The following is a 15668-nucleotide window of genomic DNA, read 5'->3' as shown; positions in this document are numbered from 1 at the left end:
AAACTAAATGTTACCTAACAGTCACAACACTGCACAATAAAGTTGCAGACGATAACAACACAAACACTCACAACGGGTATCCATGCGTTCTTAACGCAGAAGATAAAGGAGTTGGATATGCAATTACGTAAACCTGCCACAGCAATCCTGGCCCTTGCGCTTTCCGCAGGACTGGCACAGGCAGATGACGCCGCCCCGGCAGCGGGCAGTACGCTGGACAAAATCGCCAAAAACGGCGTGATTGTCGTCGGTCACCGTGAATCTTCAGTACCTTTCTCTTATTACGACAATCAGCAAAAAGTGGTGGGTTATTCGCAGGATTACTCCAACGCCATTGTTGAAGCAGTGAAAAACAAACTCAACAAACCGGACTTGCAGGTGAAACTAATTCCGATCACCTCACAAAACCGTATTCCTCTTCTGCAAAACGGCACTTTCGATTTTGAATGTGGTTCTACCACCAACAACGTCGAACGCCAAAAACAGGCGGCTTTCTCTGACACTATTTTCGTGGTCGGTACGCGCCTGTTGACCAAAAAGGGCGGCGATATCAAAGATTTTGCCGACCTGAAAGGCAAAGCCGTAGTCGTCACTTCCGGCACTACCTCTGAAGTTTTGCTCAACAAACTGAATGAAGAGCAAAAAATGAATATGCGCATCATCAGCGCCAAAGATCACGGTGACTCTTTCCGTACCCTGGAAAGCGGTCGTGCCGTTGCCTTTATGATGGATGATGCTCTGCTGGCCGGTGAACGTGCGAAAGCGAAGAAACCAGACAACTGGGATATCGTCGGCAAGCCGCAGTCTCAGGAAGCCTATGGTTGCATGTTGCGTAAAGACGATCCGCAGTTCAAAAAGCTGATGGATGACACTATCGCTCAGGTGCAGACCTCCGGTGAAGCGGAAAAATGGTTTGATAAATGGTTCAAAAATCCAATTCCGCCGAAAAACCTGAACATGAATTTCGAACTGTCAGACGAAATGAAAGCACTGTTCAAAGAACCGAATGACAAGGCACTGAACTAATTACAAGAACCAGGGGCGGAAATTCCAGCCCTCTCGATTGTTACGTAGCACGGACAGACTATACGCCTGATGGTCGTTCCCCATCGGGCCTGAAAACCGCAATACGCTGGGTAACAATCTTCGAGGGTAGCAGTTAACGCTGCTACCCTCTTTTTTCTGGAGTAGATTTATGTCTATAGACTGGAACTGGGGTATTTTTTTACAACAAGCCCCGTTCGGCAACACCACCTATCTTGGTTGGATCTGGAGTGGTTTTCAGGTGACGATCGCTTTGTCGATCTGCGCCTGGATTATCGCTTTCCTCGTCGGTTCATTTTTCGGCATTTTACGTACCGTTCCAAACCGTTTTCTCTCCGGTCTGGGTACGTTGTATGTCGAACTGTTCCGCAACGTGCCGTTGATTGTGCAATTCTTTACCTGGTATCTGGTGATCCCGGAGCTGCTGCCGGAGAAAATCGGCATGTGGTTTAAGGCCGAGCTGGATCCCAATATTCAGTTTTTCCTTTCATCCATGCTCTGCCTGGGGCTGTTTACCGCCGCCCGTGTTTGCGAACAGGTACGCGCCGCGATTCAGTCGCTGCCGCGCGGGCAAAAAAATGCCGCGCTGGCGATGGGTCTGACGCTACCGCAGGCTTACCGCTACGTACTGCTGCCTAATGCTTATCGCGTTATCGTCCCGCCGATGACCTCAGAGATGATGAACCTGGTGAAAAACTCCGCCATCGCCTCGACCATCGGTCTGGTAGATATGGCAGCGCAGGCGGGTAAATTGCTCGACTACTCGGCTCACGCCTGGGAGTCGTTTACCGCCATTACGCTGGCGTATGTATTGATTAACGCTTTTATCATGCTGGTGATGACGCTGGTTGAACGTAAAGTTCGCCTGCCCGGCAACATGGGGGGCAAATAATGTACGAGTTTGACTGGAGTTCCATTGTTCCTTCCCTGCCATATCTGCTCGACGGGCTGGTGATCACCCTGAAAATCACCGTCACGGCAGTCGTGATTGGTATTTTGTGGGGCACCATGCTGGCGGTGATGCGCTTGTCCAGCTTTGCGCCCGTAGCGTGGTTTGCCAAAGCCTACGTTAACGTATTCCGCTCGATTCCTTTAGTTATGGTTTTGCTGTGGTTTTACCTGATCGTGCCGGGTTTTCTGCAAAACGTGCTGGGATTATCACCAAAAAATGATATCCGTTTAATTTCGGCGATGGTGGCGTTTTCGATGTTTGAAGCGGCCTACTATTCAGAGATTATCCGTGCTGGTATTCAAAGTATTTCTCGTGGTCAGTCTAGCGCCGCGCTGGCGTTGGGAATGACTCACTGGCAGTCGATGAAACTGATTATTCTGCCGCAGGCGTTCCGCGCGATGGTGCCGCTGCTGCTCACTCAGGGCATCGTACTGTTCCAGGATACCTCGCTGGTGTATGTGTTATCTCTGGCCGATTTCTTCCGTACCGCCTCAACCATTGGTGAGCGTGATGGTACGCAGGTTGAGATGATCCTGTTTGCCGGATTTGTTTATTTCGTTATTAGCCTTAGCGCGTCGTTGTTGGTCAGCTACTTGAAAAGAAGGACAGCATAATGATTACCCTGAAAAATGTTTCAAAATGGTATGGTCACTTTCAGGTGCTGACCGACTGCTCAACCGAAGTGAAAAAAGGCGAAGTGGTGGTGGTTTGCGGCCCGTCTGGTTCCGGCAAATCAACGCTGATTAAAACCGTCAACGGCCTCGAACCAGTGCAGCAAGGTGAAATCACCGTCGATGGTATCGTGGTTAACGACAAGAAAACCGATCTGGCAAAGCTGCGTTCTCGCGTCGGGATGGTATTCCAACATTTCGAGCTGTTCCCTCATCTGTCGATTATCGAAAACCTGACCCTGGCGCAGGTGAAAGTGCTTAAACGCGATAAAGCACCGGCTCGTGAAAAAGCATTGAAATTGCTGGAGCGCGTGGGACTTTCCGCACATGCCAATAAATTTCCGGCGCAGCTTTCCGGCGGCCAGCAGCAGCGTGTGGCAATTGCTCGCGCATTGTGTATGGATCCTATTGCGATGCTGTTCGACGAACCCACATCGGCACTAGACCCGGAGATGATCAACGAAGTGCTGGACGTGATGGTCGAACTGGCGAACGAGGGGATGACCATGATGGTGGTGACCCACGAAATGGGCTTTGCCCGTAAAGTGGCGAATCGGGTGATCTTTATGGATGAGGGTAAAATTGTCGAAGACTCGCCGAAAGATGCGTTCTTCGATGATCCGAAATCGGACCGCGCAAAAGACTTCCTCGCGAAAATCCTGCATTAATCACTCTGGCGCGCATACCCAATTGCGCGCCATCTCACGCTTTATCGTTTCGCCCCTCGTATCTGTTACATCCTGGCGTTACCCTTGTCGCAAAGAAGCACACAACAAGGAGCAACAATGGCACTGCCAATTCTGTTAGATTGCGACCCAGGTCATGACGACGCTATCGCAATAGTTCTCGCCCTCGCCTCACCAGAGCTTGATGTCAAAGCAATTACGTCTTCCGCCGGAAACCAGACACCAGAAAAAACCTTACGCAATGTTCTGCGTATGCTGACCTTGCTTAATCGCACCGATATTCCGGTAGCAGGCGGCGCGGTAAAACCGTTAATGCGTGAGTTGATTATCGCGGACAATGTGCACGGCGAAAGCGGTCTCGACGGCCCGGCATTACCGGAACCGGCGTTCGCACCGCAAAACTGTACGGCGGTAGAGCTAATGGCGAAAACGCTGCGTGAAAGTGCGGAACCTGTCACCATTGTTTCTACCGGACCGCAAACTAACGTTGCCTTGCTGCTCAATAGCCATCCGGAACTGCATAGCAAAATTGCCCGTATCGTGATTATGGGCGGCGCAATGGGGCTTGGTAACTGGACGCCTGCGGCTGAATTTAATATTTACGTTGACCCGGAAGCGGCAGAAATTGTCTTCCAGTCAGGGATCCCGGTGGTGATGGCCGGTCTGGATGTTACTCACAAAGCGCAAATCCACGTTGAGGACACCGAGCGTTTCCGCGCGATTGGTAACCCGGTTTCAACCATTGTTGCCGAACTGCTGGATTTCTTCCTCGAATATCATAAAGACGAAAAATGGGGCTTTGTCGGCGCACCGCTGCATGACCCATGCACCATCGCCTGGCTGTTGAAACCCGAGTTGTTTACCACTGTTGAGCGCTGGGTTGGCGTGGAAACACAGGGGAAATATACCCAGGGGATGACGGTTGTTGATTATTATTATCTGACTGGCAATAAACCGAATGCCACTGTAATGGTCGATGTTGATCGTCAGGGCTTTGTTGATTTACTGGCTGATCGTCTGAAATTTTACGCTTAACACACGTCATTGATTAAGATCACCACGCGTTACCTGGGTGGTCTTAATCTGTTTATCTCTTTTTCTTTCAAGATATAAATGCAATGGATAATGCAGAACTCGCCATTGGTATCGATCTCGGTACTACCAATAGTTTAATTGCCGTCTGGAAAGACGGTGCCGCGCAATTAATTCCAAATAAGTTCGGTGAATATTTAACACCATCCATAATTAGCATGGATGAAAATAATCATATTTTAGTCGGAAAACCGGCTGTATCACGGCGTACTTCGCATCCGGATAAAACGGCAGCGTTATTTAAACGTGCAATGGGCAGTAATACCAACTGGCGGTTAGGCAGCGACACATTTAACGCGCCAGAACTGTCCTCTTTGGTATTACGCTCATTAAAAGAAGATGCCGAAGAATTTCTGCAACGTCCGATTAAAGATGTGGTGATCTCTGTTCCGGCTTATTTCAGTGATGAACAACGCAAGCATACCCGTTTAGCAGCGGAGTTAGCCGGGTTAAATGCGGTACGCTTAATTAATGAACCCACAGCAGCTGCGATGGCGTATGGCCTGCATACCCAACAAAATACCCGTTCGCTGGTGTTTGATCTCGGTGGCGGCACGTTTGACGTTACGGTGCTTGAGTACGCCACGCCGGTGATTGAAGTTCACGCCTCCGCTGGCGACAACTTCCTCGGTGGCGAAGATTTTACCCATATGCTGGTCGATGAGGTTTTAAAACGCGCGGATGTCGCCAGGACCACGCTTAACGAGAGTGAACTGGCAGCCTTGTATGCCTGTGTGGAAGCGGCAAAATGTAGCAATCAATCGCCAATGCACATTCGCTGGCAGTACCAGGATGAAACGCGGGAATGCGAATTTTACGAGAACGAACTGGAAGATTTGTGGTTGCCGCTGCTCAATCGCTTGCGAGTGCCGATTGAACAGGCGTTGCGCGATGCGCGTCTGAAGCCGAGTCAAATCGACAGTCTGGTGCTGGTTGGCGGCGCGTCACAAATGCCGCTGGTGCAGCGAATCGCCGTGCGTCTGTTTGGCAAATTACCGTATCAAAGTTACGATCCGAGCACCATTGTCGCGCTGGGCGCAGCAATCCAGGCAGCCTGCCGCTTACGCAGTGAAGATATTGAAGAAGTGATCCTCACTGATATTTGCCCTTACTCGTTGGGCGTTGAAGTTAACCGCCAGGGCGTTTCCGGCATTTTCTCGCCGATTATTGAACGAAACACCACAGTACCGGTGTCGCGTGTAGAAACTTACTCGACCATGCACCCGGAACAGGATTCTATTACGGTTAACGTCTATCAGGGAGAAAACCACAAAGTTAAAAATAACATTCTGGTGGAATCCTTCGATGTGCCGTTGAAGAAAACCGGGGCTTATCAGTCGATTGATATTCGCTTTAGTTATGATATCAACGGCTTGCTTGAAGTTGACGTGCTTCTGGAAGACGGCAGCGTTAAGTCCAGAGTGATTAACCACAGCCCGGTAACATTGAGCGCGCAGCAGATTGAAGAGAGTCGGACGCGGTTATCCGCATTGAAAATTTATCCGCGCGATATGCTCATCAACCGCACCTTTAAAGCCAAACTGGAAGAGTTGTGGGCGCGGGCGCTGGGTGACGAGCGAGAAGAGATTGGCCGGGTGATCACCGATTTTGATGCGGCGCTGCAGTCAAACGATATGGCCCGCGTCGATGAGGTCAGGCGGCGGGCGAGCGTTTATTTAGCCATTGAGATCCCATAATCACGGCTGCCGGATGCGGCGTAAATGCTGCATCCGGCATCGGCGCAAAAAACACATCGTCAACTAAACAACATCGCGATTTTGCCGAGAGCATAACCTATCACCAGCACCGTTAAGCTGATTTTGATAATGCTGATAATGCTCTGTGGTTTTTCATCCTCATCATTTTTTTCTTCATGGTTTTCAGGTGTTGGCTCATCGACATCTTCATCCTCCGGCTCGAGTTTTACTTTCGTCAACAGCATCCGGGTGATAATGGCCTCTAATGGATGAGCATCTCCGCCTTCCAGCCTTGTATTGAGACGGGCCAGCATCTCTTGTTTCGGAAACGCTTCAAGTACTACCTGTTCCGCTACCCGATACAAATCCAGTAACGGTGAATCCTCTTCTGTCTCGCTACCGACTCTCGATTTCCACCACGCCCATGCTTTGCGTTTGAAGAATAACGACTCAATAAACGATTGACCTAACGGCGATAGTTTTCCGTTATGTAAAATTTCCGCCCATAACAGACGCGTCCGGGCGCTCTCACCAGGAACATATTTCAACGGTTTACCTTGCGCATCTACCATGCTCCGCGCTTCGATAACCATCACTAATAACGCGAAATAATCCGGGCAATGTTGTGCGCTCCACTGCAACAACAAATTATCGGCTTGTGTAGATGGGTAACTTTCCCAGTACGCGCAGAGATCGGCAAGCAGGCTTTCCCCCTCGCCGCAGTACAAACGTTGTGCACACTGGTAATACCGGGCATCTTCGCTTTCTGGTTCTTCCATTTGCCACTGTTGAGCGACAGGAATGAGTTCCGCCATACCTGTTTGCACCGAGCTGTACCAGCGCAACAGTTTGCGATGCAACTTCGCATCATCAGGAATGAACCACGGACCATCCATCGCCAAAAACGCAGTGACATAGTCAGGATGGTAACGGCAGCATCGTTCCAGCGCGAAGTAATACTCAACCGTCTGGTTCTGCAACGCAACGGGATATTCCAGAAGGCTAAGGAAATCGAAACAATCACCAGCCTGAATGGCCTCAAGAAAAGCCTCCCTTTCTTCCTCATCCATTCCTTCGCTGTCATTAAACGAATGCCAGTTCAAACGCTCTGCCAGCAAAGAAGCACAATTCAATGAAAGATATCGCGCTTCTATAGCGATTGCACACAGCGGCCAGCGTAATTGATCGACATCCTCCATGTTCCAGGTATTTAATTGCTGAATAAATTTCTGCCAGGCGGAGGGCTGAAAACGATCACTTTCTGAATCCAGTAATGCCCTGAATGCACGTAGTATTTCATGTTCAGCGGCGGCATCTTTTTCTTCATCATCTGCTTCCTCGACAGGATTTACCGCCAGTCGCAGCGCCTCTTCATAGGCCTGGCGTAATGCTTTAAACCCCTGCGGATCGGTTTCGGGATGACATAACGGTAAGCGAGCAAGATAAGCCTGGCGGATAATGTCTATTTGCGTCGTGCTTTCAATTTCGAGGATTTGCCAACATGTTTTCATAGGTCGCTCACATCCTTAAGCGTTACCGGGCATTCAGGCTGGACAGTTAATGGCTGCCAGGGAAGCGTGGCATAGAAACGATCGCTTCCCGCTGCCAGTTCTTCGAACATACGACTCCCGGCGCTATCGTATTTGTACAGGGTTAGCGCCTCGCGTAGCGAAGTGTTGTCTTCGCACTGAGAAGATTGCCAGTAGAGACGCCCTAGTGAATAGGCAGAAAAATAGTGCATCCAGCTGTGATAGTAATGGTGAGCTCGTACATAGACGCGCGATTGCAGCCATAAACTCTCGTCTTCCGTCAGCCACTTGTTGAGCACACCGACCCGTGACAGAAACCCCATTCGAACATAATCCCAAGCTTTGATTCCCCCTTCTCCACAGCACATAGCGGTTTGGGCAACGAATTGGGTATAAATCAACCCTCTCTCCGAGCCACCAGCAATTAATGCTTTCCACTCTTCAGGGGAAGAGCGATGCCATGTCAGATATAAGCCAGCTAAATCATTAGCATGACCATCATCAGTCATCTGATAAATAGTCTGAATTAAATCATCACGATTATTTATTCCCCAGGATGATGAGAGATCGAATTCTTTTATCCCGGTATACATTTTTGGCGAGTCATGCGCGGGTTTGCAACCCTGATTAAGTATTTCCATGGGCGCAGAAAGCGCAAAAAGAAGATATTGTTCTTCCTTATTCATTTGTTAATAATCCCTTAAGTGCATTAACTGACTACTTTTTTATTATTGATGAGTATAAACTTGACGCTTTCAAAATAAAAAGAAAATCGAAGCATTCACACATGAATAAAAAATTAATGTATATATTCGCAATTTTTATAGTTGCAGCAATTACCTGTATTAGCCAACCCAAGAAAACGACGTTGCGTGATAAAGCCATGGTGAATTTTGCCTTTGATTATTTAAGCTCACCGGGCAGTCTTCCATTCACCACGGCAGCCACGGAGCTTTCCGCGATTCATGGTCACTCAACGTCGCAATATCGCCTTGGAGAATTTTATCTTCATGGTAGCGACGGTAAACCACTGGATTATACACAGGCGAGATACTGGTATGAGCAATCAGCGGAACAGGAAAATCCACGCGCGCAAAGTAAACTGGGGTGGATCTACCTCAAAGGTCTGGGGGTCAAACCCGACACCCGTAAAGCAATTCTCTGGTATAAGGAAGCAGCTGAACAAGGGTATGCTCATGCTCAATATGCTTTAGGTTTGATCTACAGAAATGGCTCAGGTATTAATGTTAACCATTATGAATCTCAAAAATGGTTAAAACTGGCCGCCAAACAACATTACAAAAATGCGGAAAGATTACTTGCCGGGCTTCCCGCACATTAACGTCGACTGTCACCCGAACAGATGGAGTATTTTCCCTATCAAACCAGCAAAGATAAAAATATAGAAAATAATTTTAATGATGCCCAGACAGCCTGGCCCACCATCGTCAACGGGCATTGGCTGCGGTTGCGGCTCCGGTTCAACAGTTTGCTTCTCGGTAAAATTAGCCGCCTGAATTAATAATCGACGAATAATTAATGCTTCCAGTGGACAACGATTTTCTGCATCAAGACGGCTTACGATCGGCATTAATGATTCTTCTGTTGGTTGGCTGGCCTGCACTAATTGTTTGGCAACTAAATATAATGGCCATAAGGGATGTTCTGTATCACGCGTGAGTGAGATCCGCGGCTTACGTCCTTTGTGCAAAACCATCTCGACCAGTGAACGCCCCAGAGCAGAGAGTTTTTCATCGCTGAGTATTTCGTATAAATGAAAACGCGTACGGGCGCTGTCGCCGGGGATATAAAGTAGCGGTTTTCCCTGATCGTTAACCAGTTCACGAGCTTCAATCATCATCACCACTAACGGGTAATAATCGACCCGATGCTGACGGCACCATTGCAATATTAAAGCATCCGCCTGGGTGGAGGGATACTCGCGCCAGTAGTCACAAAGTTCTGCCAGCAAGCTTTCGCCTTCTCCACAATAGACGCGTTGTGCGTATTCATAATAACGCGCATCTTCATTATCAGATTCAGCTTCCCGCCACGACCGGGCGTAATCCAGGAGTTCGGGAATTCCCAGGCGACCTGCGCTATACCAGCGGAGTAAATTTCCGTGCAGTTTTGCATCATCGGGGATAATCACTGCGCGATGTTGCGCTAAATACAATGTCAGCCATTCTGGATGCGATGACCAAATCCGAGCGAACATTTGGTAAAAATCGATGGTGTCATTTTGCACGGCAACGGGCAGATGCAGAATGGTCTGGAAGTTAAAAACATTCCCCTTCGCAATGGCATATAAAAAGGATTCCAGTTCTTCTTCGTCTATTTCCCCGGTATTTTCCTCCTGTAACCACCGCAATCTTTCTGCTAATAACACCACGCACTCGAAGGATAAATGGGCAGTGTTCATGGCTATTGTGCACAGCGACCAGCGTAATTCATCAATCTCATCCATCGAGCAATAATTTAATTGCTGAATGAATCGCTGCCAGGCGGAGGGCAGAAAACGTTCACTATCAGAGGCAAGTAACGCACTAAAGGCGAGCAGAATTTCATGTTCTGCTACCTCATATTCTTCTGGTTGCCAAACAGATTTAGCAGGCGACTGCGCAATCCGGAGCGCTTCCTCATACGCCTGACGAAGTTGTTTAAAACCCTGCGGATCGGTTTCTGGATGAAAGGACGGTAACAGCGCCAGATAAGCGCGGCGGATAATATCGACGTCAGTCGTTTCCTCTATGTTGAGGATCTTCCAGCAATTTTTCATAGGTCGCTCATATCCTTAAGCGTTTCCGGGCATGTGGGGTAGTCAGCCAGTGGTTGCCAGGGTAAGGTCGCGTAATATGCATCGTCACTGGCAAATAATTGATAAAACATATCATTGCCGGAATCGTCGTATTCTTTACGCGCTAAGAATTCACGTAATAAAGGCAGATTATCATCTTCGGGAGACTGCCAATATTGCCGACCAAAGGTATAACCGGCAAAGTATTGCCGCCAGTTACTATAATAACGTAGAGCCCGTAGATGAATACGCGACTGGATCCATAGACTTTCTTCTTCACTCAACCAGTTATTAAGTACGCCCATTCGACTTAAAAAACCCATCCGGACATAATCCCATGCTTTAATTCCTCCCTCACCACAGCATTCGGCTGTGCTGGCGACAAATTGCGCATAAGCCTGACCTTGCTCATTTAATTCAGCAAGATAGTCACGCCATTCACATGGAGAATAACGAAACCAGCGGTGATAAAACCCTGCCAACCGCGCGGCATGACCGTTATCGATCATTCGGTGAATTGTGCGCAGCAGGTCATCACGGTCATCAATTCCCCAGGAGGAAGAAAGGTCAAAAAAGCGTGTACCTAAATACATTTTGGGTGATGAATGCGAAGGTAAACAGCATTCATTGCGTATTTCCATCGGAGTGGAAAGTGCAAACAATATTTTTTTCGACTCCATGTCCATATAATTTATCCTTAAACATTCATTTAATGAATGCAAACTACATTACGAGGCTCATTTATTTATACTTTTCTGACACAACATAATACGCATAAAATAAGACTTACGCAAAAACGGAACACATAAAAATATAATATGTTTTATCTGCAACCATAAGGAAATGATAATGATTTTTACGTCAAGTTGCTGCGATAATTTGTCAATAGATGAGATTATCGAACGTGCTGAACAAGGCGATAGTGAGGCTCAATATATTGTTGGGTTTTATTATAATCGCGATAGCGCAATTAACTCTCCGGACGACGAAAAGGCCTTTTACTGGCTGAAGCTGGCCGCTGAGCAAGGTCATTGTGAAGCACAGTATTCCTTAGGGCAAAAGTATACCGAGGATAAAAGCCGTCATAAAGATAATGAGCAAGCCATCTTCTGGCTGAAAAAAGCTGCCCTACAAGGCCATACTTTCGCTTCCAACGCCCTTGGCTGGATACTGGATCGTGGAGAAGACCCCAACTATAAAGAAGCGGTTGCCTGGTATCAGATAGCCGCGGAGAGCGGAATGTCTTATGCGCAAAATAATCTTGGGTGGATGTACAGAAATGGCAACGGAGTCGCACAAGACTATACGCTGGCATTTTTCTGGTACAAACAAGCTGCATTACAAGGCCATAGTGACGCGCAAAACAATCTGGCCGATCTTTATGAAGACGGAAAAGGCGTTGCTCAAAACGAGACACTCGCCGCATTCTGGTATTTGAAAAGCGCACAGCAGGGTAATCGGCATGCTCAGTTTCAAATTGCATGGGATTATAACGCTGGCGAAGGGGTGGACCAGGACTATAAGCAAGCGATGTACTGGTATCTGAAGGCTGCCGCTCAGGGGAGCGTCGGCGCTTACGTCAACATCGGTTATATGTATAAACACGGACAAGGCGTTGAGAAAGATTATCAGGCTGCCTTTGAATGGTTTACGAAAGCCGCTGAATGCAATGACGCCACTGCCTGGTATAACCTGGCCATTATGTATCACTACGGAGAAGGAAGACCTGTCGATCTCCGACAGGCTCTCGACCTGTATCGTAAAGTTCAGTCATCCGGAACCAGAGATGTCAGTCAGGAAATTCGTGAGACTGAAGATTTACTGTAGAGATAAAAACAAGGGCCGGGGAATTTCATTCGGCCCATATTCTCTTTATTGCTGTGCGAAATCAGACTATTACGGCTCAAACGGGCGTCTCTGGAACTGGTCATGACCACATTTCGGGCATAGCGTCAGCACTTCCGGTGTGTAGATCGGGAGATGGAAGTGACATTTCTCGCAGACCAGATTTCCCAGCCCGACCACTTCTCCGCTGTGATAAACCCCATGATGATTGAGGTCCTGGAAAACTTCGCGCCATTCAAGCTGCGTTTTATCGGTGATGTCTGCCAGCTCCTGCCACAAGCTTTCTTTAATCACCCGCATAAAGACGCTGTCAGATTCTTCTTTCAGGCTCTCTTCATAGCTCATGGCGAACTCTTCCAGGTCACGTCTGACAGCTCGCGTCAGCTCATCGACCTCGGTTCGCGTTAACTCCCCTGTTTTTATTACGCGCTCGCGCGCCTGTTCCACCAGTGCGTCGATATCACGTTCGCCATTGCGCAGGCGTTCGCTCAGTGACGCAACCAGTTCACGGTAATATTGAGCAACCTTGTTCATCGTTTCATCTCCCGGGTCGTTAACTGACTATAATAATAGACGTTCTTTGTTCCTTGCTTTGCTAATACGCCCACAAACTCTGTAAATTAATGTATGAATAATCCGGGCATCATTTCAACGTCGAGTGCGCGAAAGGCTGTTTTGACGCGGACGTTTGGGCTATGCTATGCGGATCTGAAAAACCACCTCTAACGCTACTTTTGTAGCCGTAATGAAAACAGGACCACTGGCTGCCATGCAAGAGCAATACCGCCCGGAAGAGATAGAATCCAAAGTACAGCTTCATTGGGATGAGAAGCGCACATTTGAAGTAACCGAAGACGAGAGCAAAGAGAAGTATTACTGCCTGTCTATGCTTCCCTATCCTTCTGGTCGACTACACATGGGCCACGTACGTAACTACACCATCGGTGACGTGATCGCCCGCTACCAGCGTATGCTGGGCAAAAACGTCCTGCAGCCGATCGGCTGGGACGCCTTTGGTCTGCCTGCGGAAGGCGCGGCGGTGAAAAACAACACCGCTCCGGCACCGTGGACGTACGACAACATCGCGTATATGAAAAACCAGCTCAAAATGCTGGGCTTTGGTTATGACTGGAGCCGCGAGCTGGCAACCTGTACGCCGGAATACTACCGTTGGGAACAGAAATTCTTCACCGAGCTGTATAAAAAAGGCCTGGTATATAAGAAGACTTCTGCGGTCAACTGGTGCCCGAACGACCAGACCGTACTGGCGAACGAACAAGTTATCGACGGCTGCTGCTGGCGCTGCGATACCAAAGTTGAACGTAAAGAGATCCCGCAGTGGTTTATCAAAATCACTGCTTACGCTGACGAGCTGCTCAACGATCTGGATAAACTGGATCACTGGCCAGACACCGTTAAAACCATGCAGCGTAACTGGATCGGTCGTTCCGAAGGCGTGGAGATCACCTTCAACGTTAACGACTATGACAACACGCTGACCGTTTACACTACCCGCCCGGACACCTTTATGGGTTGTACCTACCTGGCGGTAGCTGCGGGTCATCCGCTGGCGCAGAAAGCGGCGGAAAATAATCCTGAACTGGCGGCCTTTATTGACGAATGCCGTAACACCAAAGTTGCCGAAGCTGAAATGGCGACGATGGAGAAAAAAGGCGTCGATACTGGCTTTAAAGCTGTTCACCCATTAACGGGCGAAGAAATTCCCGTTTGGGCAGCAAACTTCGTATTGATGGAGTACGGCACGGGCGCAGTTATGGCGGTTCCGGGTCACGACCAGCGCGACTACGAGTTTGCCTCTAAATACGGCCTGAACATCAAACCGGTTATCCTGGCGGCTGACGGCTCTGAGCCAGATCTTTCTCAGCAAGCCCTGACTGAAAAAGGCGTGCTGTTCAACTCTGGCGAGTTCAACGGTCTTGACCATGAAGCGGCCTTCAACGCCATCTCCGATAAACTGACTGCGATGGGCGTTGGCGAGCGTAAAGTGAACTACCGCCTGCGCGACTGGGGTGTTTCTCGTCAGCGTTACTGGGGCGCGCCGATTCCGATGGTGACGCTGGAAGACGGTACCGTAATGCCGACCCCGGACGACCAGCTGCCGGTGATCCTGCCGGAAGATGTGGTGATGGACGGCATTACCAGCCCGATTAAAGCAGATCCGGAGTGGGCGAAAACTACCGTTAACGGTATGCCAGCGCTGCGTGAAACCGACACTTTCGACACCTTTATGGAGTCCTCCTGGTACTATGCGCGCTACACTTGCCCAGAGTACAAAGAAGGTATGCTGGATTCCGAAGCGGCTAACTACTGGCTGCCGGTGGATATCTACATTGGTGGTATTGAACACGCCATTATGCACCTGCTCTACTTCCGCTTCTTCCACAAACTGATGCGTGATGCAGGCATGGTGAACTCTGACGAACCAGCGAAACAGTTGCTGTGTCAGGGTATGGTGCTGGCAGATGCCTTCTACTATGTTGGCGAAAACGGCGAACGTAACTGGGTTTCCCCGGTTGATGCTATCGTTGAACGTGACGAGAAAGGCCGTATCGTGAAAGCGAAAGATGCGGCAGGCCATGAACTGGTTTATACCGGCATGAGCAAAATGTCCAAGTCGAAGAACAACGGTATCGACCCGCAGGTGATGGTTGAACGTTACGGCGCGGACACCGTTCGTCTGTTTATGATGTTTGCTTCTCCGGCTGATATGACTCTCGAATGGCAGGAATCCGGCGTGGAAGGGGCTAACCGCTTCCTGAAACGTGTCTGGAAACTGGTGTACGAGCACACAGCAAAAGGTGATGTTGCGGCACTGAACGTTGATGCGCTGACTGAAGATCAGAAAGCGCTGCGTCGCGATGTGCATAAAACGATCGCTAAAGTGACCGATGATATCGGCCGTCGTCAGACCTTCAACACCGCAATTGCGGCGATTATGGAGCTGATGAACAAACTGGCGAAAGCACCAACCGATGGCGAGCAGGATCGCGCTCTGATGCAGGAAGCGCTGCTGGCCGTTGTCCGTATGCTTAACCCGTTCACCCCGCACATCTGCTTCACGCTGTGGCAGGAACTGAAAGGCGAAGGCGATATCGACAACGCGCCGTGGCCGGTTGCTGACGAAAAAGCGATGGTGGAAGACTCCACGCTGGTCGTGGTGCAGGTTAACGGTAAAGTCCGTGCCAAAATCACCGTTCCGGTGGACGCAACGGAAGAACAGGTTCGCGAACGTGCTGGCCAGGAACATCTGGTAGCAAAATATCTTGATGGCGTTACTGTACGTAAAGTGATTTACGTACCAGGTAAACTCCTCAATCTGGTCGTTGGCTAAGCG

General features: G+C 49.1%; 14 protein-coding genes. 9 read left to right on the top strand and 5 right to left on the bottom strand.

Translation table 11 applies throughout. The annotated features are described in order from the left end of the window. Positions 1-117: 117 nt before the first annotated feature. From gltI to hscC, 6 genes are all read left to right on the top strand, one after another. Positions 118-1026: a glutamate/aspartate ABC transporter substrate-binding protein GltI gene (gene gltI / locus HUZ68_RS06690; RefSeq protein ID WP_033815521.1), complete on the top strand. Its 909-nt coding sequence runs from the start codon at positions 118-120 to the stop codon at positions 1024-1026. 169 nt (positions 1027-1195) lie between these two features. Next, a complete protein-coding gene (gene gltJ / locus HUZ68_RS06685; RefSeq protein WP_000020941.1) occupies positions 1196-1936 on the top strand; it encodes a glutamate/aspartate ABC transporter permease GltJ in 741 nt (246 codons plus the stop codon). Further along, positions 1936-2610 (top strand): glutamate/aspartate ABC transporter permease GltK, encoded by a 675-nt coding sequence (gene gltK / locus HUZ68_RS06680; protein WP_000272824.1) that lies wholly within the window; start codon positions 1936-1938, stop codon positions 2608-2610. The genes gltJ and gltK overlap by 1 nt, the downstream gene beginning before the upstream one ends. After that, on the top strand, positions 2610-3335 hold the full coding sequence (gene gltL / locus HUZ68_RS06675; protein WP_000631384.1) for a glutamate/aspartate ABC transporter ATP-binding protein GltL: 726 nt from the start codon (positions 2610-2612) through the stop codon (positions 3333-3335). Before gltK ends, gltL begins: the two co-directional genes overlap by 1 nt. Positions 3336-3452: 117 nt before the next feature. Continuing rightward, positions 3453-4388 (top strand): pyrimidine-specific ribonucleoside hydrolase RihA, encoded by a 936-nt coding sequence (gene rihA, locus HUZ68_RS06670; protein ID WP_001207503.1) that lies wholly within the window; start codon positions 3453-3455, stop codon positions 4386-4388. 83 nt (positions 4389-4471) lie between these two features. Further along, positions 4472-6142, top strand: a complete 1671-nt coding sequence (gene hscC, locus HUZ68_RS06665; RefSeq protein ID WP_033815520.1) for a molecular chaperone HscC — start codon at positions 4472-4474, stop codon at positions 6140-6142. A 59-nt stretch (positions 6143-6201) separates the two neighbouring features. Here the strand turns inward: hscC and djlC are convergent, their stop codons facing one another. Both djlC and HUZ68_RS06655 read right to left on the bottom strand, forming a co-directional pair. After that, complete coding sequence (djlC, locus tag HUZ68_RS06660; RefSeq protein ID WP_033815519.1) at positions 6202-7653, bottom strand: co-chaperone DjlC; 1452 nt, start codon at positions 7651-7653, stop codon at positions 6202-6204. Further along, on the bottom strand, positions 7650-8357 hold the full coding sequence (locus HUZ68_RS06655) for a DUF1266 domain-containing protein (protein WP_001030925.1): 708 nt from the start codon (positions 8355-8357) through the stop codon (positions 7650-7652). Before HUZ68_RS06655 ends, djlC begins: the two co-directional genes overlap by 4 nt. Before the next feature lie 101 nt (positions 8358-8458). Here HUZ68_RS06655 and HUZ68_RS06650 point away from each other — a divergent pair, with 101 nt between their 5' ends. After that, complete coding sequence (locus HUZ68_RS06650; protein ID WP_239594078.1) at positions 8459-9013, top strand: tetratricopeptide repeat protein; 555 nt, start codon at positions 8459-8461, stop codon at positions 9011-9013. 9 nt (positions 9014-9022) lie between these two features. Here HUZ68_RS06650 and HUZ68_RS06645 read toward each other — a convergent pair whose 3' ends face one another. Together HUZ68_RS06645 and HUZ68_RS06640 are read right to left on the bottom strand one after the other, a co-directional pair. Then, on the bottom strand, positions 9023-10450 hold the full coding sequence (locus HUZ68_RS06645) for a J domain-containing protein (RefSeq protein WP_000786627.1): 1428 nt from the start codon (positions 10448-10450) through the stop codon (positions 9023-9025). Further along, complete coding sequence (locus tag HUZ68_RS06640; protein WP_033815518.1) at positions 10447-11154, bottom strand: DUF1266 domain-containing protein; 708 nt, start codon at positions 11152-11154, stop codon at positions 10447-10449. Before HUZ68_RS06640 ends, HUZ68_RS06645 begins: the two co-directional genes overlap by 4 nt. Positions 11155-11317: 163 nt before the next feature. Between HUZ68_RS06640 and ybeQ the strand changes: the two genes are divergently transcribed. After that, positions 11318-12295, top strand: a complete 978-nt coding sequence (ybeQ, locus tag HUZ68_RS06635; protein ID WP_112925323.1) for a Sel1 family TPR-like repeat protein YbeQ — start codon at positions 11318-11320, stop codon at positions 12293-12295. A gap of 69 nt (positions 12296-12364) precedes the next feature. On the opposite strand, the gene HUZ68_RS06630 is transcribed toward ybeQ, so the two are convergent. After that, a complete protein-coding gene (locus tag HUZ68_RS06630) occupies positions 12365-12847 on the bottom strand; it encodes a zinc ribbon-containing protein (protein ID WP_001044880.1) in 483 nt (160 codons plus the stop codon). 235 nt (positions 12848-13082) lie between these two features. Here HUZ68_RS06630 and leuS point away from each other — a divergent pair, with 235 nt between their 5' ends. Next, positions 13083-15665: a leucine--tRNA ligase gene (gene leuS / locus HUZ68_RS06625; RefSeq protein ID WP_033815533.1), complete on the top strand. Its 2583-nt coding sequence runs from the start codon at positions 13083-13085 to the stop codon at positions 15663-15665. Positions 15666-15668: the final 3 nt, after the last annotated feature.

The sequence above is a fragment of the Shigella dysenteriae genome, from assembly GCF_022354085.1.
Lineage (GTDB): Bacteria > Pseudomonadota > Gammaproteobacteria > Enterobacterales > Enterobacteriaceae > Escherichia > Escherichia coli.
This window is presented reverse-complemented; position numbering and strand designations above follow the sequence as displayed.